Genomic DNA, 25,736 nt, shown 5'->3' on the forward strand with positions numbered 1-25,736 from the left:
TGCCACTTGTGCACGCTCTTCACGGCGTGTCGCGTGCACAAGTGGCATCTCGCGGGAGGGAGGGAGGGGGGGGGCTACTGGTAGGTGACCAGGTCGGGGAGGGGGGCGACCCGGGCCATCGTCTCGGCGGGGGTGAGCATCGGCAGGTCCTCGTCGTAGAAGTTCTTCCAGCCCCAGGCGATGCCCTCGGGGGCGCCCTCGTGCAGGGCGTTCCAGGTGGCCTGCTTGTCGGGCTGGCCGCCCTGGCCGTCGACGTGGATGAGGAACTCGAGCTCGGGGCGGTCGCGGCGGATGCTCTCGCGGTCCTGCAGCATCGACAGCCGGAACTGGTGCAGCACGAACATCTTCGGCGGCAGGCCCTCGCGCTGCACGAGGTCGGCGAGCCAGGTCGACACGCTGTCGACCTCGGCGGCCTCGACGCGGCCGATCTGCGCGAGCGGCACCTCGTCGGGTGCGAGCCGCCACTCCGGGTCGAGCGCGAGCCCGACGTTCGGCAGCCGCAGCAGCTCCTCGTAGGCCTGCGCCTGCCCGAGGAAGTCGGAGCGGCCCGGCTGCAGATCGAGCACGACGTACATGCCCGCCGCGGCCGCCGCGTCGATGTAGGGGCGGATGCCCGCCGGGTCGAGCTCGTTGGAGTAGTCGCCGTCGCCGCCGGCGCTGCCCGCCGCGACCGTGGTGATGATCTCGAGGCTCGGCACCACCTGCAGATCGGTGAGCGACCGGTACGGCTCGGCGACCGCGGCGGCCCGCGCGATCGTCGCGTCCAGGCCCTGCTCGCCGAGCACGCCGAGCACGGGCGCGCCGGGCGTCCCGTAGATCGCGACGTAGAGGTGGCCGCCGAACAGGCGCTGACCGCCGCCGGGCAGCTGCCAGCCGCTCGCGGCGGCGCGCACCGACCAGTCCGGCAGCGGCTGCGCGGCGAGCGCGGTGCCGAGCAGCAGGGTGCAGGAGGCGCTCGCGTAGGCGATCGCGGTGACCGCGTCGCCCGAGGCCAGCAGGTCGGTCACGCCGTCGGCGACGAGGGTCACCGGGACGCCGGCCGCGCGCGCGTTCGCGAGGGCGGCGACATCGGCGGCCTGCGCGAGGGCGGTCACGCCGGCGAGCAGCTCGGCTCGCGCGGGCAGCGCGCCGAACGGCGGCTCCGCGGGGGTGCCGGGAGCGACGGCGACGAGCGCGGCGGCGTCGAGGGCCGCGACCGCGACTCCGCTCGCCTCCTCGATCGAGGCGGCGTCCGCGGCGGCGGGCACGGTCTCGACGCCCGCGTGCTCCGCGACGGCGCCGACGGCGAGGATGCGCGTGGTGCCGAGGCGGGCCAGCTCGGCGTCGACCGGCGAGGCGGCGGCACTCGTCCCGGGCGAGGGGGATCCGGGCGCGGCGGACTCGGACGCGGCCGACTCGGGCGCGGCCGACGGGCTGGCGGACCCCGCACTCGAGGCCGGCGCGGACTCCACCAGCAGCGGCACGCCCCAGGCGATGCTCACCTGCGCGGCCAGCAGCACCGAGGCGGGCACGTCCTCCACCACGACGACCAGCGGGGCCGCGGTGAACAGCAGGCCGCTCGCGCTCGCGGCGTCCGCGGCGAGCGCCACCGGACCGGCGGGCGCGGCCGCCTGCGTGCGCGGCGCCTCCTGCGGATCGTCGTCCGAGCCGCCGGCGGGAGACGCGGAGTCGAAGGTGCAGGCGCTCAGCAGCGGCAGGACGGCCAGTCCGCCGAGGACGGCGCCCCGGCGGGACAGGCCTCGACGGGACAGGCCTCGTCGGGACGGCCGGTCGAACGGGACGGCGGGGAGTTCGGGGGGCATGCGCGGACCTCTCCTCTCGGAGCCGGCGGGCTCACTGGTGCGCGGTGGGTCTCGCTCCAGTGTCGCAGGCGCTGCCCCCCTCACGGGGACACCCGGGTCGTCAGACGGTGCGGGGCGCCTTCGCCAAGTTGGCCTCGAGCTCCTCGCGGTTCTGCCGCACCACGTAGGCGGGGCGGTCGCGCTCGACGCGCCAGGACTCGCTCAGCGGCGTGATCGCGACGGTGTCGAAGCCGAGGCGGTCGTAGAGGTCGGTGACGAAGTGAACGGCCTCGGGGTAGTCGCTCGACGTCGCGAGCGCGCGGCGGTCCTCGGTGCCGGCCGGGGTGCCGTCGGTCGTGATGTCGGCGGCCATGATGTGGTTGAACGCCTTGACGACCTTCGAGTCCGGGAGGTGCTTCTGCAGCATCTCGCTCGTGGTCGTCTCGCCCTTGTCGAGCGCCTCGATGCGGCCGTCGCGCTCGAAGTAGTAGTTGTTGGTGTCGAGGACGATCTTGCCGGCGAGCGGCGCGACCGGGACCTCCTCGAGGTTCTTCAGCGGCACGGTCACGACCGCGACCTCGGCGGCCTCGGCCGCCTCCTGCGCCGTGGCGGCGCGCGCCTTCGGGCCGAGCTCCGCGATGAGGTCGGCGAGGGTCTCGGGACCGCGCGAGTTGGCGATCACGACCTCGTCGCCCTGGGCGAGGACCGCGCGTGCGACCTGGCTGCCGATGTTGCCTGCTCCGATGATTCCGTAAGTGGTCATGGGGACGACAACGCCCGCGGAGGGGAGGAATTCCGTCCGGCGGAGGACTCCCACGCCGCATCCAGGCACCGCGGACGCGTGCCGCCGCGATAGGTTCGAGCGTCCGCTGACGAACGACCCCGGAGACCGCGATGCCGCAGTTCGACCTCCCGCTCGAGCTCCTCGAGCAGTACACCCCCGAGCTGCCGGAGCCCGAGGGCTTCGCCGCGTTCTGGCGCGAGACCGTCGCCGAGGCGCGCGCCCTCGCGACCGAGCCGGTCTTCGAGCCGGTCGACGCGGGCTTCCCGCTCCTGGAGACCTTCGACGTCACCTTCTCCGGCTTCGGCGGCCACCCGATCCGCGGCTGGCTGATCCTCCCCCGCGGCGCCGAGGGCCCCCTCCCCGCCCTGGTCACCTACATCGGCTACGGCGGCGGCCGCGGCCTGCTCGACGAGTGGACCGGGATGAGCGCCGCCGGCTACGCGCACCTGGTGATGGACACCCGCGGCCAGGGCTCCGGCCACCGCGGCGGCGTCACCGCCGACCCGGTCGGCAGCGGCCCGCACGTCAACGGCTTCATGACCCAGGGCATCGAGTCGCCCGAGACCCACTTCTACCGCCGCGTCTTCACCGACGCCGTCCGCGCGCTCGACGTGCTGCGGGCGCACCCCGCCGTCGACCCCGCGCGCGTCGCGATCTCGGGCGGCAGCCAGGGCGGCGGCATCTGCCTCGGCGTCGCCGGGATCCTCGGCCTGCTCGGCGAGTCCGCGTCGGCGCGCGCCGCGATCATCGACGTGCCGTTCCTCAGCCACATCCGCCACGCCGTCCGGATCGTCGAGACGAATCCCTACGCCGAGATCACGCAGTACCTGCGCACCCACCGCGGCGCCGAGTCCTTCGTCTTCGACACGCTCTCCTACTTCGACGGCACCTCGTTCGCCCCGCACGCGGACATCCCGGCGATGTTCTCGGTGGGCCTGCTCGACGACATCTGCCCGCCGTCCACCGTCTACGCCACCTACAACCGCTACGCGGGGCCGCGCGAGATGCGCGTCTACCCCTGGAACGGCCACGAGGGCGGCGGCACGTTCCAGCTGCGCGAGCACGTCCGCTTCCTCGCCCGCGAGCTCGCGTAGGGGCGGACGCAGGGCGGGCGGGACGCCGCTGTTTCGGGTTGTCGCCCTAACCCGAAACAACGAGCACGCTGATTCGGGTTGCCGAGGCGCGGCCGACGGGCGTCGCTTTGTGACGTCGTGCGACGACAGCGGTGCCGGATCCCGGCTCGACTGGGCACGATCGAGGGATGACTCGTCAGATCCGCTTCAACGCCTTCGACATGAACTGCGTCGCCCACCAGTCCTCGGGCATGTGGCGCCACCCCCAGGACCAGTCCTGGCGCTACAAGGACCTCTCCTACTGGACCGATCTGGCGAAGCTGCTCGAGCGGGGCACCTTCGACGGCATCTTCATCGCGGATGTGCTGGGCACCTACGACGTCTACGGCGGCTCGAACGAGGCGGCGATCCGCCACGGCGCGCAGGTCCCCGTCAACGACCCGATCCTGCTCGTCTCGGCGATGGCCGCCGCGACCGAGCACCTCGGCTTCGGCATCACGGCCGGCACCGCCTACGAGCACCCGTACCCGTTCGCGCGGCGCATGTCGACGCTCGACCACCTGACCAAGGGCCGGGTCGGCTGGAACGTCGTCACCGGCTACCTCCCCAGCGCCGCCCGCAACATGGGCCACGAGGACCAGCTCGAGCACGACGACCGCTACGACGTCGCCGACGAGTACCTCGAGGTGCTCTACAAGCTGTGGGAGGGGTCGTGGGAGGACGACGCCGTGATCCGCGACCGCGAGTCCGGCGTGTTCACCGACCCGGCGAAGGTGCACGAGATCGGTCACCGCGGCAAGAACTTCACCGTCCCCGGCATCCACCTCTCCGAGCCGTCGGTGCAGCGCACCCCGGTGATCTACCAGGCGGGAGCGTCGCCGCGCGGGATCCGCTTCGCCGCGGGCAACGCGGAGGCGATCTTCGTCGCGTCCTCGACCAAGGCGGGCCTGAAGGCCACCGTCTCGCGGATCCGCGACGCGCTCGAGGCGGCCGGCCGCGACCGCCACTCCGCCAAGATCTACACGCTGCTGACGATCATCACGGCCGAGACCAGCGAGGCCGCGCACGCCAAGCACCAGGACTACCTCTCCTACGCGAGCGAGGAGGGCGCGCTCGTCTTCATGTCGGGCTGGATGGGCATCGACCTGTCGCAGTACGACCTCGACGAGCCGATCGGCAACGTGAAGAGCAACGCCATCCAGTCGACCGTCGCCAACTTCCAGGAGGCGAACGAGGACGGCAGCGAGTGGAAGGTCCGCGACATCGCGAAGCTCGGCGCGATCGGCGGGCTCGGCCCGTTCGTCGTCGGCTCGCCCTCCGAGGTGGCCGACCACCTGCAGGAGTGGGTCGAGGACACCGACGTCGACGGCTTCAACCTCGCCTACGCGATCACGCCGGGGACCTTCGAGGACGTCGTCGAGTTCATCGTGCCGGAGCTGCGCCGCCGCGGCGCCTACCCGGACGAGTACGTCGAGGGCAGCCTCCGCCAGAAGCTGCACGGCCGTGGCGACCGCCTGCCCGAGGAGCACCTGGGCGCCGGCTTCCGCCACCGCGCGGAGGCGTGACGGGCGGGTCCCTCGACCGGCATGCACGGTGGGTGGGTCTCGATACGCCCCTCCGGGGCTACTCGACCAGCATGAACGGGGCGGCGACGCCTGCTGATCGGGCAGCCCGCGCAGCGGTCGACCCATGCTGATCGAGTAGGCCGCGCAGCGGGCGTATCGAGATCCGCGCACAACCTCAGCTGAGAGCACCCGCCCTCCCCCGACGGAGGAGGGACCCCCTTCTCCGCTGACGTTGTGCGCGGCACCGGCGGCAGAACATCAGCCGGAAGGGCTTCTCATCCGCGATGGGCGATGAGAAGGGCTCCGGGCTGATGTTCTGCATCCGCTCGGCCGACGGCGCCCCTGCTGAGCGAGGAGGCCGCGCAGCGGGCGCATCGAGACCCGCGGTGCAGACACGGAAGCACCCCGCCGCAGTGCGCGACGGGGTGCTCCTGTGCGTGTGCGAGGAGGCTCAGCCCTCGAAGGTGGCGTCGAGGGTGATCTCGACTCCGGTGAGCGCCTTGCTGACGGGGCAGGTGTTCTTGGCGTCCTCGGCGGCCTTGAGGAAGGCGGCCTCGTCGATGCCGGAGACCTCACCGCTGACGACGAGGGCGATCTTGGTCAGCTTGAAGCCGCCGGCCGAGTCCGGGCCGAGCGAGACGTCGGCGCGGACGTCGAGGGCCTCGACCGTGCCGCCGGCCTCGCCCAGGACGGCCGAGAACTGCATGGCGTAGCAGGCGGAGTGCGCGGCGCCGAGGAGCTCCTCGGGGCTGGTCGATCCGTTCGCGTCGTCGGCGGCGCGCTTGGGGAACGAGACGTCGTAGGTGCCGAGCTTCGAGCTCGAGAGCTCGACCTGGCCCTCGCCGGTCTCGAGCGAGCCGTTCCAGGCGGTGCGTGCAGAACGAGTGGGCATGGTTCCTCCTTCGGGGCGGGGAGCGCCTGCGGAACCGGCGTTCTCCCTGGGATTCCGAGCCTAGGGGAACGCTCGTTCTCCTGCAATGCACCGACGCCCCACGTCGCCTGGGAAGGCGCCTGGCGTCGGGTCCGCGGACGGGTCGTCGCTCAGTGCAGCAGCTTCAGCCCGATCACGCAGCCGACGATCCCGAGGACCAGCAGCGTGCGCACCAGCGAGAAGCCCTCGCCGCCGAAGAACATGCCGTAGAGCACGGTCAGCGAGGCACCGATCCCGACCCAGACCGCGTACGCGGTGCCGGTGGGAAGGTCGCGCATCGCGTAGGCGAGGCCGGACAGGCTGGCGACGACTCCGACGCCGAAGACCACCGTCGGCCAGAGCCGGGTGAACCCCTCGGACTTGCCGAGGGCGGTGGCCCACACGGCCTCGAGCACACCGGAGACGATCAGGACGATCCAGGACACGACGACTCACTCCTCCGAGTCAGTCTTGTCGCTCTCCGGGTACTGCTCCCTCGTCCGGTCGCCGTCATCGGCTCCGCCAGCCTGCCACCGGGCCCTGGGCAGGCCCTGGGCAGCGCGCGGCCCGCTCAGCCTCGCCGGTCGGGGAGGCGGTCGCCCTGCCGCGGCGCGTCGAGCCCGTGCGGCGCCGGATCGGCCGGCGCCGCGGCCGTCTGCGGGCCGACCCGCGACCCCGACGACGACTGCGACGTCTCCGGCAGCTCCTCGGCGACCGTGCCCGCGGGCTCGGCGCCGCCGCGCAGCTGCTCGAGGCGCGAGCGGACGATCGTCGTGATCGGCAGGCGGTCGCCGTGCGCCTCCTCGTAGGCGAGGAGCGTGGTCAGCGCGTCCTCGTCGAGCGGGCGGATCCGCTCGGCGAGCGTGCCGAGCGGGATGTCGTTCCAGTCGGGCAGCGGCAGGTCCTCGCGGGAGGGTGTGGTCGACATGGTCTCTCCTTTCGACAGGGGTGGATGGTGGGGTCAGGGGTGGGTGGTGGAGTCAGGCGTCCGTGCGGGCGCTCCGGCGGCGGGTGATCAGGTGCAGCAGCACGCCGACGACGAGCAGCACCGCGCTGGAGAGCCAGACCACCGGCTCCTGCTGGCTGAGCAGGAGCAGGCACGAGGCGACCCCGAGCACCGGGATCGCGGTCCAGATGCGGAAGTGCTCGTGCTCGACCCGGTCGCGCCGCAGCACGAGGACCGACACGTTCGTGCTGATGAACACCAGCAGCAGGAGCAGCACCACGGTCTGCGCGAGGGTCGCGAGATCGCCGATCAGGGTCAGCAGCGCGGCGGCGACGGTCGTCACGACGATCGCGACCCACGGCGTGCGGCGCTTCGGCAGCACGCGGCCGAGCACGCCCGGCAGCAGCCCCTCCTTCGCCATGCCGTAGGTGACGCGGCTGGCCATGATCATCGTGAGCAGGGCGCCGTTCGCCACCGCGATCAGGGCGATGACGCTGAACAGGCCCGCCGGCACTCCGACGCCGCTCGCGGTCACGACGTCGAGCAGCGGCGCGGACGAGTCGGCGAGGTCGTCGGCGGGCACCGCGATCGAGCTGGCGAGCCCGACCAGCAGGTAGACGCCGCCGGCCGTGAGCAGCGCGCCGAAGAGCGCCCGCGGGTAGATCCGGCTCGGGTCGCGCAGCTCCTCGGCGATGTTCGCCGAGGTCTCGAAGCCGACGAAGGAGTAGTAGGCGATGATCGCGGCGCCGAGCACCGCGAGCACGGGTGCCTGCTCCGAGCTCAGCTCGACCGTGCGGCCGAGGTCGCCGCCGCCGCCCGCGATCATCAGCGCGACGCAGACGATGACGATCAGCAGGCCGCCGACCTCGATCACGGTCATCACCGTGTTGCTCAGCAGCGACTCCGCCACCCCGCGGGCGTTGAGGCACGCGACGAGCACCAGGAACACGATCGCCGTCGGCACCGCGGGCACGTCGAGGAAGGTGCCGAGGTAGTCGCCGGCGAAGGCGAGCGACAGGCCGGCGGCGCTGGTGACCCCGGCCGCGAGCATCGCGAAGCCGACCAGGAACGAGACGATCGGCCGCTTGAACGCCCGCTGGGCGAAGACGGCGGCGCCGCCCGCCTTCGGATACTTGGTGACCAGCTCGGCGTAGGAGCCGGCGGTCAGCAGGGCCAGGCCGAGGGCGAGCAGCAGCGGCATCCAGACCGCGCCGCCGACCTCCGCCGACAGGGTGCCCATCAGGGCGTAGATCCCGGCGCCGAGCACGTCGCCGAGGATGAAGAAGTAGAGCAGCGGTCCGGTGATGCGGCGCCGGAGCGACGTCCCCTTCTTCTCGGTGGTCGTCACGCGAGCACCCGGTGCCCGCCGCCGCGCTGCTGCGCCATCTCGGCGCCGACGCTCTCGGCCTCCTCGCGGGACTCGTGGCGGGTCAGCGGAACGGCCGCGCCCGCGATCCGGTTGCCCCAGCCGTCGCCGTCGGCGTAGGTCTCGATGGCGGCGATGCCGTGGTCTGTGGTGCAGTGCTGGCCCAAGGCCGTCTCCGTCTCCCCCGGGCCTCTCGGAACCGCCCGGACAGACCAGACAACCCCGCGCTCCCGCGTCGGCCACAGGGGGTTGACGGCCCCGCGCGGCGAGGGAGAGGCGGGTCAGCCGGCGACGGAGGCGGCGGGATCGAGGTGGTCGGCGAGGGCGTCGAGCGCCTGGTCCCAGCCGTCGTAGTACGAGTCGTCGCCCTGCTCGCCGTCGACTCCGGCGAGCTCGAAGGTCAGCCGGGTGAGCTCGCCGGCCGAGCGGATCGACACCGTCGCGACCGGCGCCGCGGCGTCGCCGGGCTCGCCCCAAGTGAAGACGAGCCGCTCGGGCGCGCTGATCTCGCGGTACTCCCCGCCGGTCGGGTAGGTCTCCTCGCTGGCGGCGGAGACCATCGTGTAGGCGTAGCGGCCGCCGACCCGCAGGTCGACCTCGACGGACTCGCGCGGCGTGGTGAGCCCGCGGGCGTGCCACCACTCGGCGATCTCGTCGGGGTCGGTCCACGCGCTCCAGATCTCCTCCGGAGTCGCGTCGAAGAGGCGGGTGAGGGTGAAGCCCTGAGCGTCGTCGGTCATGGTCGTGCTCCTTCTGCGGTGGGTGGTGTCACGCGCGAGGCTACGCCCGCTCGCGCGAGCGGCGAGCAGAACATCAGCTGAGAGCGACTCTCATCGCTCATCACGGATGGAAGGCGTTCTCGGCTGATGCTGTGTCGAGCCGCACCCGCCTCATGCTGTGTCGAGCCGCACCCGCCTCATGCTGTGTCGAGCCGCACCCGCCTCATGCTGGTCGAGTAGCCCCGCAGGGGCGTAGCGCGACCCGCCGTCACGAGCAGGACGGGTCTGCAGATCCGACTTCGGACGGCGGTGGATCTCGATGCGCCCGCTGCGCGGGCTGCTCGATCAGCATGGTTGGGCCCCCTGTGCACCCGGTGGTCTCTCCCGGGAGACCTGCCGGGCGGGGCCTCCGGAGCGACCGCCGGGTCAGCTGCCGAGGCGGCCGGTCAGGCGGCGGTGGAAGCCGCTGCTGCGCTCGTCGAGGCCCTCGATCGCGACGGTCGCGCCGTGGTCGCGGTACTTCGTCTCGATGGAGTCGAGGGCGGCGACGGTCGAGGCGTCCCAGATCTGGGCGCGGCCGAGGTCGATCACCACGGCGGACGGGTCGTCGGAGTAGGCGAAGCGGTCGACGAGGTCGTTGCTGCTGCCGAAGAAGAGCGGGCCGGTCACCGTGTAGCGGACCGACTCCCCGTCGTCGGCGACCGCGCGCTCGACCGCGATCACGTGGGCGACGCGGCGGGCGAAGAGGATCATCGCGAGGATCACGCCGACGAGGACGCCGAGCGCCAGGTTGTCGGTCGCGACGACGACCACGACGGTGACGACCATCACCAGGGTCTCCGGCACGGGCATCCTGCGCAGGGTCGAGGGGCGGAGGCTGTGCCAGTCGACAGTGCTGATCGCGACGATCATCATCACCGCGGCGAGCGCCACCATCGGGATGCGACCCATCACCGAGCTCAGGCCGGTGACCAGCGCGAGCAGGAAGACGCCGGCGACGATCGTCGAGATCCGGGTGCGCGCGCCTCCGGTCTTCACGTTGAGCACGGTCTGGCCGATCATCGCGCAGCCGGCGATGCCGCCGTAGAAGCCGGCGAGCAGGTTCGAGACGCCGAGCGCCCAGGACTCGCGGCCCTTGTGCGAGGGGGTGCCGGTCATCTCGTCGACGAGCTTGGCGGTGAGCAGCGTCTCCATCAGGCCGACGAAGGCGACACTGAGGGCGGTCGGCAGGATCAGCTGGAGGGTCGTGAGGTCCAGCGGCACGAGGAACGGGGTGATGCCGGGCAGCTGCCCGGTCAGCGGGCCCTCGTCGGCGACGTCGGGCACGGCGAGGTTCGCGAGGATCACGACGGCCGTCACGACGACGATCGCGACGAGCGGGGCGGGCACCGCGGTGGTGAAGCGGGGCAGCACGAAGATGATCAGGAGGGTCGCGGCGAAGAGCGCGTAGGCGATCCACGGCACTCCGATGACGTGCGGCACCTGCGCCAGGAAGATCAGGATCCCGAGCGCGTTGACGAAGCCGATCATCACGGAGCGCGGGATGAAGCGCATCAGCCGGGCGAGACCCGCGAAGCCGAAGACGATCTGGATCACCGCGGCGAGGATCACCGTGGGCAGCACGTACTCGACGCCGTGCTCGGAGACGAGCGGCGCGATGACCAGCGCGACCGAGCCGGCGGCCGCCGTGATCACGCCGGGGCGCCCGCCGAGGATCGACATCGTCAGGGCGAGGACGATCGACGCGACGAGGCTCACCATCGGGTCCACCCCGGCGACGACGGAGAAGGAGATGACCTCCGGCACGAGCGCGAGCGTCGTCACCATGCCGGCGAGCACCTCGCGGGAGAGCTGCCGCGGCGAGCGGAGGGCGTCGAGGACGGTGATCGCGCGGTGCACCGGCGCGGGACCGTCGGGCAGACCGGCGGCGGGGGTGGTGGGGACGGACACGACGGTCTCCAGGGCGGACGGGCTCGGCGAGAGCGGCGGTCGGGGAGGTGCGCGGCGTCGCGCGAGCCGGGCCCTCGACCGCGGAGAATGGTGCGGGACCCTCGGCAGCAAACCTACCGCAACGTGAGGGTTGACCGGGCAGGGAGCGACGATGACGGAGAGACGGGCAGTCGAGCTGACGGCCGAGGAGGTCGAGGCGACCATGCGCATCGGCGAGCTCGCCGACCGGTCCTCGCTGTCGCTGCGCACCATCCGGCACTACGACGAGGTCGGGCTGCTCACCCCCAGCGGCCGCACCGAGGGCGGCTTCCGCCTGTACACCGAGCGCGACTTCGACCGCCTGCTGCTCATCCGCCGGATGAAGCCGCTCGGCTACACCCTCGAGGCGATGACCGAGCTGCTGCGCGTGGTCGACAGCCTCGAGGCGGCGAGCACCCCGGAGGAGACCGCGGCGATCCGCGCGCAGCTCGCGGCGTTCGAGGAGGAGGCGTCGCTCCGGCGGGCGAAGCTGGAGGATCAGCTGGCGATGGCCGACGAGTTCCTCGCCCTGCTGCGCGCGCGCTGACCGCCCGCATCTGCTTGCATGGAGGGATGAGCGCCGAGCCGGAGCAGGACCCGCCGCGCACCGGAGTGCTCGTCGTCGGCGGCGGCCCGGTCGGGGTGCTGCTGGGCGCGCTGCTCGCCAGCCGCGGGATCGACGTGCAGGTGTGGGAGCGGCGGGCCGCGGTGCCCGCCGGGTCGCGGGCCATCGGCATCCATCCCCCCTCGCTCGACGCGATGACCGAGGTCGGCGCGACCGAGCGGATCCTCGCCGAGGGCGTCCGGGTCGCGGAGGGCGTCGCGGTGAGCCGCCGCCGCACCCTCGGCTCGCTGTCCTTCGCGCGGGCCTCGCGCACGCATCCCTACGTCGTCACCCTCGATCAGCACCGCACCGAGTCGATCCTGCGCGAGCGGCTGAGCGCCGCGGCGCCCGACGCGCTGCGCTCGGGACTCACGCTGACCGGGCTCGCCCGCGAGCGCGACCACGTCGACGCGACGGGGACCGACGAGCACGGCGCCACGGTGACCGTGCGGACCGCGTTCGTCGTCGGCGCGGACGGGGCGCGCAGCGCGGTGCGGGAGCTGCTCGGCATCCGCAGCACGGGCCGCGACTACCCCGACTCCTACGTCATGGGCGACTTCGCCGACCCGGAGCCGCCCGCGCGCGCGGCCTCGGCGCTCGTCGACGTCGGACCGGACGGCGTGATCGAGTCGTTCCCGCTGCCGGGCGGGCGGCGGCGCTACGTGGCGCTCGCCGGCGACGACCTCGAGGCGCCCGCGTGGCGCCCGGACGCGGCGCCCGACCCGGCCGCCGCCCTCGCGCTCAGCGCCGTGGTGCGGGCGCGCACCGGAGCCGAGCCGGACCCGGCGACCTGCACGATGCTCAGCGGGTTCCAGGTGCGGCGGCGCGCGGCCGAGCGGATCGGCGTCGGCCGGGTGGTGCTGATCGGGGACGCCGCGCACGAGATCAGCCCGATCGGCGGGCAGGGGATGAACCTCGGCTGGCTCGACGCGGCCGAGCTCGCGCCGCTGCTCGCCGGCGCCGTGCGCAGCGGCTCGGCGGGGCCGTTCCCCGCCTTCGCCCGGCGGCGGACGCGGGCGGCGCGGCGCGCGGCGCGGCAGGCCGAGCTGAACATGGCGGCCGGGCGGCCGACCGGGGGCGCGGGCCTGCGCGGGCGCGAGAGCCTGCTCCGGGCACTGCTGGCGCTGCCGACCTCGGACGTGCTCGCGCGGGTGTACTCGATGCGCTGGTCGTAGGGGCCGCTGCGGGTCTGTCCTCGGGGGGCGCTGCTCAGGCGACCAGCCGGGCGCCCGCCAGGCCGAGCTCGACGACGAGGACGAGCGACGAGGCGATCACCAGCCGGAAGAGCGTGCGGGTCGGTGGACCGGTGAGCACGAGCCGGATGCCGGCCGCCGCCAGCACGAGGACCGCGACGGTCGCGACGACGGCGAGGACCACTCCGGCGCCGCCCACCGGATCGTCGCCGACGACCTGGCCGAGCAGCACGAGGACCGCGCCGAGCATCAGCGAGCCGAACGCGACGACGCCGGACAGGCGCAGACCGAGCCGGTGCGGGAAGCCGCGGACGCCGGTCGCGGCGTCGTCGACGAGGTCCGGGAGGACGTTGGTGCAGTGGATCGCGACGCCGAAGACCGCGCCCGTCGCGACCGCCCACCAGGCCGGCAGCTGCCCGCCGCCCGCGGCGACCGACACGACGGGGAGCAGCCCGAAGGCGACGAGGAACGGCGCGACCGAGAACGCGGTGCGCTTGAGCCCGGCGTCGTAGGCCCAGCCCGCGGCGACGAGGACGATGTGCGCGACCGCGGCGACCGGCCCGAGCAGGAGTGAGAGCACGACCGCGACGGCCGCGGTGCCGAGCGCGGCGGCCCGGACCTCGCCGACGCTGATCCGGCCGAGGGCGACCGGCTTGTCCGTGCGGCCCACGGCGCGGTCGCGGTCGACGTCGATCCAGTCGTTCGCCAGCCCGATCGAGAGCTGTCCCGCGAGCACGGCGAGCGCCACGAGCACGACGATCCCGAGCGGATGGCCGGACGCGGCGGCGAGCACGGTCGCCAGCACGGTGACGGTGACGGTCGGCCCGGGGTGCGACGACGCCAGCAGGAGGCGCACCCGGGACGTCATCCCTCCACCCTACGAGGCCGACGCCTGAAGACGGGGGCGGCCGGTCTGCACGGGTGGGTCTCGATACGCCCCTGCGGGGCTACTCGACCAACGGAGGGGGACGCCCGAACCGCGGGCACTGCATGCGGATCGAGCAACCCGCAGCGCGCTGCATGCCGTCGAGCAAACCGCAGGGCACTGCGTGCTGGTCGAGTAGCCCGCAGGGCGCATCGAGACCCGCCGCCACTGCATGCTGGTCGAGTAGCCCGCAGGGCGTATCGAGACCCGCCTCGATCAGGCATTCCCTCCTCCGAACTGAGGTCCCGACGGCCGCCGGCCGAACCGCCGCGCACAGAAGAAGCCCAGAAAGGTGACAGGCGGCGCATCGGGTCGGCGCCCTAGGCTCGAGTCGTTCTGACACCGCTCCCACACCCCCGGGACGGCGACCCCCACGACGCCAAGGACGACGCCGATGAACCGCATACCCAGCAACCGCACGACCGTGATCACCGCACTGGCCTGCGGCCTGCTGCTCTCGACCGGAGTGGCCGCCCAGGGCGCCGCCGCAGACACGGCCGCCGCGTCGCTCGAGGACCACCTCGGCCCGGACACCGGCGCCGGCGACACGCTGCTCGTGAACGGGCGCGCGTACCCGCTCGAGTAGCACCCGGCCACCGCCCGGCGGATTCCCGCCAGGCAGGTCGGCACTGAGTAGTTCCCTCCAGACCGCCCCGAAAGGGTGGTACCCGCTCCCTGTGACTCTCATCACACTGAGGAGCCTCCTCGACGGACGTGGCTCTGCCGCGCTCGGGTCTCGCAGGCGCAGCACCGCACCCGATCGCCGCTCGTCCTGGAGTCGTCATGCCCGAACCCCGTCCCGCCCGCGCGCGGGTCCTCGCCCTCGCCACCGCCCTCGCCGTCGGCGTCGGACTGCTCGTCGCCCCGGCGGCCGCAGCCGCGGAGGCCGCGCCCGCGCCGGTCTCGACCACCTCCGGCGAGTGGCACACCGATCGGTCGGCCGCCCGACAGGCCGCACCGCAGGCCGTCGAGCCGCGCGCGCTGGTCGCCGCGACCCCGCCCGCGAACGACCTGCGCGAGAACGCGACCGTCGTGACGACGCTCCCGTATTCCGCGTACGGCGTCCCCTATGTCGGAGCGACCCTGTCGGAGGGCGAGAACTCGACCTGCCGGACGACCGACCCGGACTACACCGAGTACTTCGAGGGCGGCGACAGCTCGATCTGGTTCAAGTACACGTCGACCAAGCGGCAGACACTGACCTTCAGCGGATCCTCGCCGGGATACACGCAGATCGTCAGTGCCTTCCCGGAGGGCCCGACCACGGACGCCACGCGGATCAGCTGCGCAGAGCTCGGCTTCCGGAACGCGAACTTCCTTCAGGCAGAGGCCGGGCGGACCTATTACTTCCAGGTCACCTCTGATTTCCTCTCGTCCGGCGTAGCGGCCGGAACCGCGGAGTTCTCTCTTTCCGCGAGTGCGGCAATCCCCAATACGACATATGGATCGGCGTCCGTCATCTCGACGCTGCCTGCCACGGTTGCAGGATCGACCACGAAGATCGACAGCAACTGGTACGAGCCATACGAGGGCTGCGACTGGAATCCCTTCATGGGCTCGGTCTGGTACAAGTACCGCGCTACGACGTCCGGGACTGTGCGGGCAGACGTCGGCGAGAGTTTTGCGCCGATGAACATCGCCAGTTACGACTCGGACGGCATCACACCAGGCAGCATGCTCGACTGCGGGGAGCAGTCTGCTGAACCGCAGGGCTACGACTACTCCTTTGACCGCGCCAACGTCGAGTTCGCTGTCACGGCGGGTAAGACGTACTTCCTCCAGGTCGGCAACTTCAGCTTCGACGAGGGCGACTTCGTCCTGAAGGTCTCCAACGTCGGCACCCTCACCCCCGCGACGCCGACGATCAGCGGGTCCGGAGCCGTCGGAGACACGCTGACCGCCGTGCCCGGCACGTGGGGTCCGCAGCCGGTGACCCTGGGCTATCAGTGGTTCAACAACGGCTATGCGATCGAGGGGGCCACTGGGCCGCAGTACCTCGTCACCGACTCCGACTACTACCGCGGCTCGATCACCGTCGAGGTCACCGGCACCAAGGCCGGCTATGCGACGGCCAAGCGCACCAGCACCGCCACCACCGTCACCGCCGGATCGCTCACGAACTCCGTGCCGACCGTCACCGGCTCGTCCGCGGTCGGCGGGACGCTCACCGCGAACCCGGGCAACTGGGGGCCCGCGCCCGTCGAGCTGGCGTACCAGTGGAAGCGCAACGGGACCGCGATCGCGGGCGCCACGGGGAGCAGCTACGTCGTCACCTCCGCCGACTCCGGCACTGCGCTCACCGTCAGCGTCACCGGCACGAAGTACGGCTACACGACCGCCACCCGCACGAGCTCGGCCACGCAGGTCGGTCTGCCCCTGCAGACGCTGATGCCGACGCCGACCATCTCCGGCAGCACCACCGTCGGCTCGACGCTGACCGCGAACCCGGGCACCTGGGACTCCGGTGTCACGCTGACCTACCAGTGGAAGAAGAACGGCGGCACGTACATCTCCGGCGCCACCGCGAAGACGTACGTGCTGAAGCCCTCGGACGCCGGCGCGACGCTCACCGTGAGCGTCACCGGCACCAAGCCCGGCTACTCCCCCGCCACCAAGACCAGCGCGACGACCGCCGCCGTCACGAACGGCGCGGTGATCACCGGAGCGACGCCGACCATCACCGGCACCGCGACCGTCGGGCAGAAGCTCACCGCGGTGCCCGGCACCTGGACGCCCTCTCCCGTGACCCTCGCGTACCAGTGGAAGCGCAACGGCACCGCGATCAGCGGCGCCACCGCGAGCACCTACACGCTCGTCGCCGCGGACGCGGGAGCGGCGATCACCGTCGCCGTCACCGGCACGAAGTCCGGCTACACGGCGGTCACGAAGACCAGCGCCGCGGTCACCGCGAAGGCCGCACTGCAGACGCTCATGCCGACCCCGACGATCACCGGCACCACGAAGGTCGGCTCGACCCTCACCGCCAACGCCGGCACCTGGGACGCGGGCACGACGCTGACCTACCAGTGGAAGAAGAACAACGGCGTCTACATCTCCGGCGCCACCGCGAAGACCTACGTGCTGAAGGCGTCCGACGCCGGCGCGACCGTCACCGTCTCCGTCACCTCCACCAAGCCCGGCTACTCCCCCGCCACCAAGACCAGCGCCACCACGGCGCTCGTCACCGGCGGCGTGCTGACCGGCGCGACCCCGACGATCACCGGGACCGCGAAGGTCGGCCAGACCCTCACCGCGGTCCCCGGCACCTGGAGCCCCGCGCCCGTCGCGCTGAGCTACCAGTGGAAGCGGGGCGGCACCGCGATCTCGGGCGCCACCTCCGCGACCTACAAGACCGTCTCGGCGGACGCGGGCAAGGCGATCACGGTGACGGTCACCGGCACGAAGGCCGGCTTCACCACGCTGGCGAAGACGAGCGCGGCCAAGACGGTCGTCAAGTAGGAGGAGCGTCCGGACGTAACCCCCCGGACACCCGAGGGGGGCGCGGGCGTGCGAGGCTTGATGGTCGCCGCCCGCTCTCCCCTCCCTCAGGACACCGTGAACACGCCTCAGCGCACCAGCAAGAACACCAGCAGCCGCCCGCCCGCGAGCACCGCCACCTTCCCCTGGATCGGCCTGCTCACGCTCGCCGGGGCCGTCTTCGTGTCGGTCACCAGCGAGTTCCTGCCGACCGGGCTCATCCCGGACATGTCGCGGGACCTCGGCGTGAGCATCCCGCTGACCGGCCAGCTGGTGACGATCTTCGCGGCGACCGTCGTCATCGCGACGACGCCGCTGACGCTCGTGACGCAGCGGTTCTCGCGGAAGAGCCTGCTCCTCGTCGCGCTGTGCACGATCGCCGTCGCGAACGTGCTGGCCGCTCTCGCCCCGACCTTCGCGCTCCTGGTCGGCGCGCGCATCCTCGGCGGCCTGGCGCACGGGCTGTTCTGGGCGATCGTCGCCGCGTACTCCGCGCACCTCGTCGCTCCGGAGCACCTCGGCCGGGCGACCGCGATCACCGCGGGCGGCGGCTCGGCGGCGTTCGTGCTCGGCGTCCCGGTGGGCACCGCGCTCGGCCACGCGTTCGGCTGGCGGCCGACGTTCGCGATCCTCGGCGCGATCGTGCTGCTGCTCGCGCTGCTGGTCGTGAAGTTCCTGCCGGCGGTCGACCACAGCATCCCGCTGCGCACCGGCGAGATCCGGCTGCCCGCGCGCAAGGACCGCAGCCTGCCGCGCATCATCGGCGTCTGCGTCGTCATCCTGCTGGTGCTGATCGGCCAGAACACGCTCTCCACCTACATCACGCCGTGGCTCGAGAACGCGTCGTTCTCCTCCGACAGCGTGCCGCTGCTCCTCTTCGCGTTCGGCGGCGCGGGTGCCGTGGGCCTCGTGCTCGCGGGCTTCGCGACCGATCGCTTCCCCCGCTCCGGCTTCGTCGTCGCGGCGGTCGCCGTGGTGGCCGCGCTGGTCGCGCTCGGGCTGGCCGCCGGCTCGCAGGCCACGGTCGCGATCGTGGTCGCGGCGATCGTCTGGAACATCGCGTTCGGCGGCATCCCGGCGATGCTGCAGACGCGGATGCTGCGCACGTCGTCGTTCCAGCTGCGGAGCCTCGCCGCGGCGCTGCAGACCACGGCGTTCAACATCGGCATCGGCGGCGGCGCGATCGTCGGCGGGCTGACCATCGACGCGGCGGGCCTCGACCTGCTGCCGTGGGTCGCGATCGTGATGATCGCGGTCGGCCTCGTGGTGAGCCTGATCGTCGAGGCACGCGCGTCGGCGGCGGTGCGGCGGGAGCAGGCCGCGGCGGTCCGCTAGAGCGAGGCGGGTCCCTCCAGCGGACGACGACGTCCCCGACGAGTGCCGGATAGCGTGGAGGGATGGAACTGCGCACGACTCCTCCCCTCGGCCGGCCCTACTACGGCGCACCCCCGCTCGCCGCGGTGCAGCGGTTCTTCGCGCAGTACGCGCGGTTCCGCGGGCGGTCGAGCCGCGCGGAGTACTGGTGGGTCATCCTCGCGGTGACCCTGCTGAACGTGGTGCTGCAGCTGCTCGACGGCACGGGTCCGGGGGTGCAGCTGTCGATGACGCCGTTCCGCTCGGGCGAGCTGGACTTCGACACGCCGCGGGTCGCCCTGCTCGCGGGGGCGATCGCGCTCGCCACGCTGGTGCCGTCGCTCGCGCTGATCTGGCGCAGGCTGCACGACGTGAACTACAGCGGGATGTGGATCCTCGCGCTGTTCATCCCGATCGCGGGGGCGGTCTTCCTGCTGATCCTGTTCGTGCTGCCGCCGCGGCCGGAGGGCGCCCGCTTCGACTGACGCGCGCGCGGGTCGTCCATGCCCCCTACGGTGAGGGCGTGACTGCGCGCGGCAACGACTTCGACGCCCTGCGGCTGGTCGCCGCGCTGATGGTCGTCGTCGGCCATGGCGCCGTGCTGCTCGGCGAGCCGGCGCCGCGACTGCTCGGGCTGCCCGTGCACTCGCTCGGCGTCTCGGTGTTCTTCTGCGTCAGCGGCTTCCTGATCGCGGGGAGCATGGAGCGCGCGCCGAGTGCCGGCCGGTTCCTGTGGCACCGGGTGCTGCGGATCTTCCCGGCCCTGATCGTGGTGGTCGCGGTGAGCATGCTCGTGCTCGGTCCGCTGGTGACGTCGCTGCCGGTCGGGGCGTACTTCGGGTCGCCGCAGACGTGGGCGTACGCGCTGAACGTGCCGCTGCTGGCGCAGTACGAGCTGCCGGGAGTCTTCGGTTCGGCGGTGCACGCGCGGCCGGCGGTGAACGGGTCGCTGTGGACGCTCGGGGTGGAGTTCTGCTGCTACCTCGGGGCGCTGGCGCTGCGGTGGGTGCCGGGGCGCTGGCGCGTGGGGACGGGGGCTGCGCGCGGGGTGGCTGTGCGCGGGGTTGCTGTGCGCGGGGTGCCTCTGCGCGGGGTGCTCGCGGTGGCGGCGCTCGTGGGGCTCGCGTTGGTGACGGGTCTGGGCGGGGCCATCGGCTCCTCCGCCGAGCTGTGCGCGTTCTTCGCGGCGGCCGCGGCGGTGCGGCTGCTGGTGCCGAGCGCGTGGCTGCGCTGGCCGGCCGGAGTCGCGGCGCTCGCGGTGCTGCTCCTCGCGGCCGGGACTGCGCTGCAGCAGGTCGCGCTGTGGGTGGCGCTGCCGGTGCTGGTGATCGTCGTCGGCCTGGGCTCGCTGCCGGTGCTGCGGCGGGCGGCGCGGTTCGGGGACTTCTCCTACGGCCTGTACCTGTGGAGCTACCCGGTGCAGCAGCTGGTGCTGGAGGTGCTCGGGCGGCTGCCGGTGCCGGCGAACCTGGCGCTGGTCACGGTCGTGACGCTCCTGCTCGCGGCGGCGTCCTGGTGGCTGGTCGAGCGGCCGGCCCTGCGACACAAGGACGCGCGACTGCCGGGGCGGGTCACCTCCGGCACGTGAAACAGCCTCCGGCACGCGGAATCTGCCGGTTCTCGCGAGCCGAAGGTGATTCCACGAGCCGGAGGTGATCGGGGTGGAGGTTCGGCACGCGAAACGCACTCCGGCACGCAGGAACGAGCAGATCTCACGAGCCGGAGGTGAAACCGCGAGCCGAAGGTCAGGGGCGCCGGCATGGCGATGGGCCGCCGCGCCCTCTCCGCAGCCGCCGCCGAGAGCCGGGCGATACGGGCGGCTACGCGCACCAGTCGCGGGAGACGCCGTTGACGCTGCGGGAGGAGTCGCCGGTGGCGAGGTCGACGAGGACGGTCGAGGTGGCGCTGAAGCCGGGGACGTCGGGGTAGTCGTCGGGGACGCCCTCGGCGGAGACGGCCTCGACGGCGGCGAACTGGCCGTTGGGCGAGAGGCAGATGCTGCGGATCCGGCCGGTGGGCGAGGTGCGGAAGATCTCGGTGGTGCCGCTCGCATCGACGCGGACGACGGAGTACTGGGCGGTGCCGGTCTCGGGCGAGTAGTCGGCCTCGAGCTCGATGTAGCTCGAGGAGTCCAGGAGGAGCAGCTGCACGGGCGAGGTGGTCGGGCCGACGTCGGCGGGCGGCAGGGCGAGGGTCTCGACGGAGCCGTCGGCGAGGTCGATGACGGAGCCGGAGTCGGGGTCGGCGACGACCAGGCGGTTCGCGCCGGGGACGAAGCCGCGGAGCTCGGCGTGCTGGCCGAGCGGGCTGATCGTGCCGGGGGTGAGCAGGTCGACGAGCAGCACCGTGTCGTCGAGCGAGTGGGTGACGACGGAGGTGGTGCCGGGCACGAACATCCAGTCGGTGGCGCGCAGCGGACCGCCGTCGACGCCGGTGATCGGCACCGCCTCCGCCTTCTGGTCGGTGAGGTCGTAGGCGTAGAGCGCGCGGTCGAGCGGGCCGGTGGGCGCGGAGCCGGTGAAGGTCCAGCCGAGCACGCCCTTCTCGGGCGAGGCGTGCAGCTCGCGGACGACGCCGGGGCCGGGCAGCGGGATCACGCCCTCCGAGCCGGTGTCGAGGGTCAGCGTGCGGATGAGGGTGGTGTCGTCGGGCTCGAGGGTCACGACGACGAGCACCGGGCCGACGACGGCGTAGTCCTGGATCCGGTCCGCCGTGTAGAGGACGCGGGTGTCGCCGCCGGAGAGCGGGCGCACGCGGATCGCGTCGGGCTGGGCGGGGTCCGCGGCGGTCCGGTCGAGCGTGTAGAGGTCGGGGTCCTTGGTGGTGAAGGCGGCGGAGAGGTCGGACTCGGCGCCGGTCGCCGTGCCGCGGGCGCCGTCGATCGCGATCTCGTACTCGGTGGCGTAGCGGAGGGTGTCGTCGAAGGTGACGGTGAGCACGCCGCCCTCGAGCTCCGCGGTGTGCGGGGCCTCGGGGGTGATCCGGACCCGGTCGAGCGCGTCGGGCTCGACCGCCTGGTCGAGGTGCACGCGGGCGCGGCCGCCGTCGCGCTCGACGACGCCGGAGGTGCTCACCTCGAGCGACGCGACCCGCGGGCCCTTGCCGATCGTCGCGGCGGTGAGACCGCCGACGGCGAGGACCAGGACCGCGGTGGCGCTCCAGAAGACGCGGGAGAAGGCGCGCTCGCCGCCCCTCCGCTCACCAGGAGCACGGCGCCCGCGAGGACGGCGCTCAGTAGACATACGGCATCGCCGGCTCGTCGATCGGGACGACCGTGTCGGGCTCGAGGACGACCGCCTCGGCGCTCGTGACGCTCGGGTTCGCGCCGAAGCCGCCGGTCACCTCGAGCCACTCCCCCTCGGTGTAGGTGTCGGCCCAGCCGGGCTGGTGGATCGGCACGCCGACCGGCTGCGCGTCGACGGCGCAGCAGGTCACGATGAAGCGGGCGACGTAGAAGACGTTCTCGGGGTCGCTCGCGTCGGGGGTGACGAAGCCGCTGACCGTCGCGGTGCGACCGGCGAGGAACTGCTCGCTCGCTCCCTGGCGCAGCAGCGTCGCCCAGTCGCGCACGGTGAACGACGCGGTGTCGCCGGTGGGGGCCTGCGCGGTGACCGAGGCGTCGACGGCGCTCGTGTTGACCTCGCGCTGGGTCGCGGTCGAGGCGGTCAGGGCGGCGGGCGGCACGATCAGCAGCGCGACGGCCGCGCAGGCGATCACCGCGACGCTGCCGAGCGCGGCGAGTCCGGCGCGCCACCGCCGGCGCGGGGCCGGGTGCAGGTGGTCCTCGACGTGGTCGTCACCGCGGTCCTCCGCATGGCCGTCCGCATCCCCGTGCCCGTGCCCGTGCCCCTCCTCCTCCTCCGCCCCCGGCACGATCGCGAAGGCGCAGATCAGCAGCACCGCCGCGACCGCCGCCAGGATCACCGAGAACTCGAAGTAGCGCGGGTGGATGTAGAGGCCGAGCCGGCCGGTCGCCGCGAGCCACAGCGTAGAGACGACGCCGATCAGGCTGAGGACGACGCCCTTCCAGCGGGCGAGGAGGCGCTCAGAGCGCATAGTTCACCGCCAGGCCGAGGACCGCGGCGGCGAGGCCCACGAGCGCGGTGATCCGCACGAGGGTCCGCGCGGAGAAGGTGGTGCGCAGCAGCGCGAGCATCTTGATGTCGATCATCGGGCCGAAGACGAGGAACGCGATGATGCCGCCGGGCAGGAACGTCGAGCCGAAGGAGAGCACGAAGAACGCGTCGACGTTGGAGCAGATCGAGATCACGAAGGCGAGCACCATCAGCGCGAGCACCGACCAGAGCGGGTCGCCGCCGAGGGTGGTCAGCACGTCGCGGGACACGCCGACCTGGATCAGGCCGGCGATCGCGGCGCCGACGAACAGCGCCGGCAGCATCGCGCCGGTCTCCTCTGCGAAGAGCAGGACGCTGCGGCGGGCCTTGGCGCGGAGGGTGCGCGAGGGCCGCTCGCCCGCCTCGCAGGCCGCGCGGAAGCGGGGGGTGAGCAGCGCCATCGGGTCGGTGTGGCGGCTGAAGATCCAGCCGACCAGGTTCGCGATGACGAAGCCGCCGACGATGCGCCAGACGAGGATCCCGTCGGCCCAGCCGAAGGCCTGGTAGGTGGTGATGATCGTGATCGGATTCACGATCGGCGCCGCGAGCAGGAAGGTCATCGACTCCGAGACGGACAGGCCCTTCACGATCAGCCCGCGCGCGAGCGGCACGTTGCCGCACTCGCAGACCGGCAGCAGCACGCCGAGGAGCGAGATCACCAGGCGCCGCGGCAGGGCGCGCTTCGGCAGGATCCTCAGCAGCACCGCCTCCGGCACCCAGAGCTGCACCGCGATCGAGAGCACGATGCCGAGGAAGACGAACGGCAGCGACTCGATGACGACGCTGATCGAGAGGGTCAGGAAGTCGCGGACCGCGTCGGAGAGCACGTCGCCCGCGGCCTCGGGAGAGAGGACCCGCAGCAGCGCGGCGGCCGCGACCAGGGCGAGGCCGAGCGCGATCCGGCGGGCGAGGACCCCGCGGCCGCTCCCGGGCGGCGTCGCGCCGCGCCGTGCCGTTCCGCCGCGGGCAGTGGCGGTCGCCTGGTCGATCGTCATCCGGACCATCGTAGGCGGGCCCCGAGGTGAGGATTCCTTCGGTCCGTGGACCCCGTCGCGAGAGGGAGCAGCGCAGGGGCACCGCTCCTAGCCTGACGACCGGCGCGATCGGACCACCCCGCTCCGCCGATCCCGTGGAGGTCGCCGTGCGCCGTCTCGAGGCCCGTCCCGCCGCGCTGGCAGCGCTCGCACTGACCGCGTCGCTCCTCGGCGGCGCGATCGGCACCTCGTCCGACGCCGCACGGACCGCATCGCCTGTCACCGCCGCGTCCGGCACCGCCGCATCCGGCACCGCCGCGTCCGGCACCGCATCCGTCACCGCCGCGACCGCGACCGCCGCATCCGTCAGCGCCGCGCCCGTGCCCGCCGCCGCCGTCGCGCTGGCCGCCCCCGCCGCCGCGGACGGCTGGACGACCGTCTTCTCCGACGACTTCGACGGCGCCGCGGGCAGCCCCGTCGGCCCGGCGTGGATCCACGAGCTCGGCACCTGGGGCACCGGCGCCGTCGACCGCACCACCGACTCCACGGCCAACGTGTTCCTCGACGGCGGCGGCAACCTCGGCATCCGGGCGCTGAGGGACCAGGCGGGCGCCTGGACCTCGGGCCGCATCATCACGCGCGAGAAGTCCTTCGCCGCCCCGGCCGGCGGCCAGCTGCTGATGACCGCGTCGATCCGCCAGCCGTCCCCCGCGCAGGCGACCGGCTACTGGCCGGCGTTCTGGGCGCTCGGCCTCGACGAGAACGGCGCGATCGACTGGCCGCGGACGGGCGAGATCGACATCCTCGAGGCGGTCAACGGCACGTCCCAGGTCATCCAGACCTTCCACTGCGACCTCGTCGACGCGGGCGAGTGCGACGAGCCGTACGGCCTCACCAGCGGGCTGCAGGACTGCGTCGGCTGTCTGAGCACCTTCCACACCTACTCCGCCCTCGTCGACCGGCGGGTCGCGGGGCAGGAGCGGCTGCAGTTCCTCGTCGACGGCGAGGTGCGGCACACCGTCGAGCAGGCGGGCATGAGCGCCGAGGCGTGGAGCGCCGCCATCGGCAACGACTACTTCCTCATCCTGAACCTCGCCATCGGCGGGGGCCTGCCGAACGGGGTCTGCGGCTGCGACAGCGCGAGCGCGCCGAAGACCTCGGGCGGAACGATGAGCGTCGATCACGTGGCCGTCTACCGGTCCGAGGCGCCGGCCGCGCTCGGCGCACCGACTCCGACGATCCTGGGGTCGCCGACGGTCGGCTCGACCCTCACCGCGCAGCCGGGCGCGTGGACGCCCGCGCCGGTCGCGCTCGCGTACCAGTGGAGCGCCGACGGAGTCGCCGTGAGCGGCGCGACCGCCGCGGCGTACACGCCGACCAGCGGCACCGTCGGCAAGCGGATCTCCGTCACGGTCACGGGCGCGAAGGCCGGCTTCCCGGCCGAGAGCCGCACCGCGCCGCCCACCGCGGTGGTGGCGAAGGGGACGCTGACCGCGCCGACTCCGACGATCACGGGGACGGCGAAGGTCGGCTCGACCCTCACCGCGAAGACGGGGACCTGGGGACCCGCCCCGGTCGCCCTGAAGTACCAGTGGCGAGCGGGCGGGACCGCGATCGCCGGCGCGACGGCGGCGACCTACGTCCCGACGACCTCGGTGGTCGGAGCCCGGATCACCGTCTCGGTGACCGGCACGAAGACCGGCTGGACGACCGCGGTGCGGACCTCGGGCGCGACCGCCGCCGTCGTGCGCTGATCCGGGCGGCCGCGCGCCTCAACGCGTCGGCCGCGCTCCGGGCCTCAACAGTGCTCAGCGCGTCAGCTGTGCTCCCCGCGGCGTCGGGGCACGATGCGCATCACCGCGGTGCCGGCCGCGATGAGCGCGAACGCCGCGAGACCCCACCAGAGCGAGTCGAACCCGGTCGCGGCGAGCGCACCGGCGCCCACCCCGGCTCCGGCGGAGGACGAGATGTTGTTGTACATGG

24 protein-coding genes and 1 riboswitch are annotated in these 25,736 nt (G+C 73.0%); of the genes, 10 read left to right on the forward strand and 14 right to left on the reverse strand.

Annotated features, from left to right (window positions below; genetic code table 11):
* Nucleotides 1–74: 74 nt before the first annotated feature.
* Together HQQ82_RS12345 and HQQ82_RS12350 are read right to left on the reverse strand one after the other, a co-directional pair.
* Nucleotides 75–1,802, reverse strand: a complete 1,728-nt coding sequence (locus tag HQQ82_RS12345; protein ID WP_216848537.1) for a hypothetical protein — start codon at nucleotides 1,800–1,802, stop codon at nucleotides 75–77.
* Between the two features lie 100 nt (nucleotides 1,803–1,902).
* The gene (locus HQQ82_RS12350) at nucleotides 1,903–2,544 is read right to left on the reverse strand and encodes an NADPH-dependent F420 reductase (protein ID WP_173233575.1); all 642 of its coding nucleotides are present in this window, start codon (nucleotides 2,542–2,544) and stop codon (nucleotides 1,903–1,905) included.
* A 131-nt stretch (nucleotides 2,545–2,675) separates the two neighbouring features.
* Here HQQ82_RS12350 and HQQ82_RS12355 point away from each other — a divergent pair, with 131 nt between their 5' ends.
* Both HQQ82_RS12355 and HQQ82_RS12360 read left to right on the forward strand, forming a co-directional pair.
* The gene (locus HQQ82_RS12355) at nucleotides 2,676–3,659 is read left to right on the forward strand and encodes an acetylxylan esterase (protein ID WP_173233577.1); all 984 of its coding nucleotides are present in this window, start codon (nucleotides 2,676–2,678) and stop codon (nucleotides 3,657–3,659) included.
* A gap of 167 nt (nucleotides 3,660–3,826) precedes the next feature.
* On the forward strand, nucleotides 3,827–5,203 hold the full coding sequence (locus HQQ82_RS12360; RefSeq protein ID WP_173233580.1) for an LLM class flavin-dependent oxidoreductase: 1,377 nt from the start codon (nucleotides 3,827–3,829) through the stop codon (nucleotides 5,201–5,203).
* 451 nt (nucleotides 5,204–5,654) lie between these two features.
* Here HQQ82_RS12360 and HQQ82_RS12365 read toward each other — a convergent pair whose 3' ends face one another.
* The 7 genes from HQQ82_RS12365 to HQQ82_RS12395 form a co-directional block, all read right to left on the reverse strand.
* A complete protein-coding gene (locus HQQ82_RS12365; protein WP_173233582.1) occupies nucleotides 5,655–6,095 on the reverse strand; it encodes an OsmC family peroxiredoxin in 441 nt (146 codons plus the stop codon).
* 149 nt (nucleotides 6,096–6,244) lie between these two features.
* Nucleotides 6,245–6,559 carry a multidrug efflux SMR transporter gene (locus HQQ82_RS12370; RefSeq protein WP_173233584.1) on the reverse strand — a complete coding sequence of 105 codons (315 nt, stop codon included), beginning with the start codon at nucleotides 6,557–6,559 and terminating at the stop codon, nucleotides 6,245–6,247.
* A gap of 13 nt (nucleotides 6,560–6,572) precedes the next feature.
* Nucleotides 6,573–6,636, reverse strand: a riboswitch (guanidine-III (ykkC-III) riboswitch).
* Nucleotides 6,637–6,684: 48 nt separating this feature from the next.
* Nucleotides 6,685–7,041 carry a hypothetical protein gene (locus HQQ82_RS12375; RefSeq protein ID WP_173233586.1) on the reverse strand — a complete coding sequence of 119 codons (357 nt, stop codon included), beginning with the start codon at nucleotides 7,039–7,041 and terminating at the stop codon, nucleotides 6,685–6,687.
* A 52-nt stretch (nucleotides 7,042–7,093) separates the two neighbouring features.
* Entirely contained in the window at nucleotides 7,094–8,407 is a 1,314-nt protein-coding gene (locus HQQ82_RS12380) for an APC family permease (RefSeq protein WP_173233588.1), read from the reverse strand.
* Nucleotides 8,404–8,592, reverse strand: a complete 189-nt coding sequence (locus HQQ82_RS12385) for a DUF2188 domain-containing protein (protein WP_173233590.1) — start codon at nucleotides 8,590–8,592, stop codon at nucleotides 8,404–8,406. The genes HQQ82_RS12380 and HQQ82_RS12385 overlap by 4 nt, the downstream gene beginning before the upstream one ends.
* 114 nt (nucleotides 8,593–8,706) lie before the next feature.
* Entirely contained in the window at nucleotides 8,707–9,165 is a 459-nt protein-coding gene (locus tag HQQ82_RS12390; protein WP_173233592.1) for an SRPBCC domain-containing protein, read from the reverse strand.
* 405 nt (nucleotides 9,166–9,570) lie between these two features.
* Nucleotides 9,571–11,043 carry a SulP family inorganic anion transporter gene (locus HQQ82_RS12395; protein ID WP_367947943.1) on the reverse strand — a complete coding sequence of 491 codons (1,473 nt, stop codon included), beginning with the start codon at nucleotides 11,041–11,043 and terminating at the stop codon, nucleotides 9,571–9,573.
* A gap of 202 nt (nucleotides 11,044–11,245) precedes the next feature.
* On the opposite strand from HQQ82_RS12395, the gene HQQ82_RS12400 reads away from it, so the two are divergent.
* Complete coding sequence (locus HQQ82_RS12400; protein WP_173233594.1) at nucleotides 11,246–11,659, forward strand: MerR family transcriptional regulator; 414 nt, start codon at nucleotides 11,246–11,248, stop codon at nucleotides 11,657–11,659.
* A 26-nt stretch (nucleotides 11,660–11,685) separates the two neighbouring features.
* A complete protein-coding gene (locus HQQ82_RS12405) occupies nucleotides 11,686–12,891 on the forward strand; it encodes an NAD(P)/FAD-dependent oxidoreductase (protein WP_173233595.1) in 1,206 nt (401 codons plus the stop codon).
* A 34-nt stretch (nucleotides 12,892–12,925) separates the two neighbouring features.
* Here the strand turns inward: HQQ82_RS12405 and HQQ82_RS12410 are convergent, their stop codons facing one another.
* Entirely contained in the window at nucleotides 12,926–13,777 is an 852-nt protein-coding gene (locus HQQ82_RS12410) for a UbiA family prenyltransferase (protein ID WP_173233597.1), read from the reverse strand.
* Between the two features lie 451 nt (nucleotides 13,778–14,228).
* Here HQQ82_RS12410 and HQQ82_RS12415 point away from each other — a divergent pair, with 451 nt between their 5' ends.
* The 5 genes from HQQ82_RS12415 (at nucleotide 14,229) to HQQ82_RS12435 (ending at nucleotide 20,252) form a co-directional block, all read left to right on the forward strand.
* Nucleotides 14,229–14,420, forward strand: a complete 192-nt coding sequence (locus tag HQQ82_RS12415) for a hypothetical protein (protein ID WP_173233599.1) — start codon at nucleotides 14,229–14,231, stop codon at nucleotides 14,418–14,420.
* Nucleotides 14,421–14,617: 197 nt separating this feature from the next.
* The gene (locus HQQ82_RS12420; protein ID WP_173233601.1) at nucleotides 14,618–17,293 is read left to right on the forward strand and encodes a hypothetical protein; all 2,676 of its coding nucleotides are present in this window, start codon (nucleotides 14,618–14,620) and stop codon (nucleotides 17,291–17,293) included.
* A gap of 96 nt (nucleotides 17,294–17,389) precedes the next feature.
* Nucleotides 17,390–18,646, forward strand: coding sequence for an MFS transporter (locus tag HQQ82_RS12425; protein WP_173233603.1), 1,257 nt, complete (start codon nucleotides 17,390–17,392; stop codon nucleotides 18,644–18,646).
* Nucleotides 18,647–18,708: 62 nt separating this feature from the next.
* On the forward strand, nucleotides 18,709–19,149 hold the full coding sequence (locus HQQ82_RS12430; protein ID WP_173233605.1) for a DUF805 domain-containing protein: 441 nt from the start codon (nucleotides 18,709–18,711) through the stop codon (nucleotides 19,147–19,149).
* A 38-nt stretch (nucleotides 19,150–19,187) separates the two neighbouring features.
* Nucleotides 19,188–20,252 carry an acyltransferase gene (locus HQQ82_RS12435; RefSeq protein WP_173233607.1) on the forward strand — a complete coding sequence of 355 codons (1,065 nt, stop codon included), beginning with the start codon at nucleotides 19,188–19,190 and terminating at the stop codon, nucleotides 20,250–20,252.
* 232 nt (nucleotides 20,253–20,484) lie between these two features.
* Here HQQ82_RS12435 and HQQ82_RS12440 read toward each other — a convergent pair whose 3' ends face one another.
* From HQQ82_RS12440 to HQQ82_RS12450, 3 genes are read right to left on the reverse strand one after another with little or no spacing between them, the layout of a single operon-like run.
* On the reverse strand, nucleotides 20,485–21,906 hold the full coding sequence (locus tag HQQ82_RS12440; protein WP_173233609.1) for a hypothetical protein: 1,422 nt from the start codon (nucleotides 21,904–21,906) through the stop codon (nucleotides 20,485–20,487).
* On the reverse strand, nucleotides 21,896–22,720 hold the full coding sequence (locus HQQ82_RS12445; protein ID WP_173233611.1) for a TIGR03943 family protein: 825 nt from the start codon (nucleotides 22,718–22,720) through the stop codon (nucleotides 21,896–21,898). The genes HQQ82_RS12440 and HQQ82_RS12445 overlap by 11 nt, the downstream gene beginning before the upstream one ends.
* A complete protein-coding gene (locus HQQ82_RS12450; protein ID WP_173233613.1) occupies nucleotides 22,710–23,774 on the reverse strand; it encodes a permease in 1,065 nt (354 codons plus the stop codon). Before HQQ82_RS12450 ends, HQQ82_RS12445 begins: the two co-directional genes overlap by 11 nt.
* Nucleotides 23,775–23,920: 146 nt before the next feature.
* Here HQQ82_RS12450 and HQQ82_RS12455 point away from each other — a divergent pair, with 146 nt between their 5' ends.
* Nucleotides 23,921–25,507, forward strand: coding sequence for a family 16 glycosylhydrolase (locus HQQ82_RS12455; RefSeq protein WP_173233615.1), 1,587 nt, complete (start codon nucleotides 23,921–23,923; stop codon nucleotides 25,505–25,507).
* A gap of 62 nt (nucleotides 25,508–25,569) precedes the next feature.
* Here the strand turns inward: HQQ82_RS12455 and HQQ82_RS12460 are convergent, their stop codons facing one another.
* The gene (locus HQQ82_RS12460; protein WP_173233617.1) at nucleotides 25,570–25,734 is read right to left on the reverse strand and encodes a hypothetical protein; all 165 of its coding nucleotides are present in this window, start codon (nucleotides 25,732–25,734) and stop codon (nucleotides 25,570–25,572) included.
* Nucleotides 25,735–25,736: the final 2 nt, after the last annotated feature.

Source organism: Rathayibacter sp. VKM Ac-2856 (assembly GCF_013205055.1).
GTDB lineage: Bacteria > Actinomycetota > Actinomycetes > Actinomycetales > Microbacteriaceae > Rathayibacter.

What these genes read in the sequence shown, in the direction of transcription:
- HQQ82_RS12415 (WP_173233599.1), top strand. Translation starts at nt 14,229, where the DNA reads ATGAACCGCATACCCAGCAACCGCACGACCGTGATCACCGCACTGGCC.
- HQQ82_RS12350 (WP_173233575.1), bottom strand. Translation starts at nt 2,544, where the DNA reads ATGACCACTTACGGAATCATCGGAGCAGGCAACATCGGCAGCCAGGTC.
- HQQ82_RS12420 (WP_173233601.1), top strand. Translation starts at nt 14,618, where the DNA reads ATGCCCGAACCCCGTCCCGCCCGCGCGCGGGTCCTCGCCCTCGCCACC.
- HQQ82_RS12390 (WP_173233592.1), bottom strand. Translation starts at nt 9,165, where the DNA reads ATGACCGACGACGCTCAGGGCTTCACCCTCACCCGCCTCTTCGACGCG.
- HQQ82_RS12460 (WP_173233617.1), bottom strand. Translation starts at nt 25,734, where the DNA reads ATGTACAACAACATCTCGTCCTCCGCCGGAGCCGGGGTGGGCGCCGGT.
- HQQ82_RS12355 (WP_173233577.1), top strand. Translation starts at nt 2,676, where the DNA reads ATGCCGCAGTTCGACCTCCCGCTCGAGCTCCTCGAGCAGTACACCCCC.
- HQQ82_RS12400 (WP_173233594.1), top strand. Translation starts at nt 11,246, where the DNA reads ATGACGGAGAGACGGGCAGTCGAGCTGACGGCCGAGGAGGTCGAGGCG.
- HQQ82_RS12365 (WP_173233582.1), bottom strand. Translation starts at nt 6,095, where the DNA reads ATGCCCACTCGTTCTGCACGCACCGCCTGGAACGGCTCGCTCGAGACC.
- HQQ82_RS12360 (WP_173233580.1), top strand. Translation starts at nt 3,827, where the DNA reads ATGACTCGTCAGATCCGCTTCAACGCCTTCGACATGAACTGCGTCGCC.
- HQQ82_RS12445 (WP_173233611.1), bottom strand. Translation starts at nt 22,720, where the DNA reads ATGCGCTCTGAGCGCCTCCTCGCCCGCTGGAAGGGCGTCGTCCTCAGC.
- HQQ82_RS12430 (WP_173233605.1), top strand. Translation starts at nt 18,709, where the DNA reads ATGGAACTGCGCACGACTCCTCCCCTCGGCCGGCCCTACTACGGCGCA.
- HQQ82_RS12440 (WP_173233609.1), bottom strand. Translation starts at nt 21,906, where the DNA reads ATGTCTACTGAGCGCCGTCCTCGCGGGCGCCGTGCTCCTGGTGAGCGG.
- HQQ82_RS12405 (WP_173233595.1), top strand. Translation starts at nt 11,686, where the DNA reads ATGAGCGCCGAGCCGGAGCAGGACCCGCCGCGCACCGGAGTGCTCGTC.
- HQQ82_RS12345 (WP_216848537.1), bottom strand. Translation starts at nt 1,802, where the DNA reads ATGCCCCCCGAACTCCCCGCCGTCCCGTTCGACCGGCCGTCCCGACGA.
- HQQ82_RS12410 (WP_173233597.1), bottom strand. Translation starts at nt 13,777, where the DNA reads ATGACGTCCCGGGTGCGCCTCCTGCTGGCGTCGTCGCACCCCGGGCCG.
- HQQ82_RS12450 (WP_173233613.1), bottom strand. Translation starts at nt 23,774, where the DNA reads ATGACGATCGACCAGGCGACCGCCACTGCCCGCGGCGGAACGGCACGG.
- HQQ82_RS12375 (WP_173233586.1), bottom strand. Translation starts at nt 7,041, where the DNA reads ATGTCGACCACACCCTCCCGCGAGGACCTGCCGCTGCCCGACTGGAAC.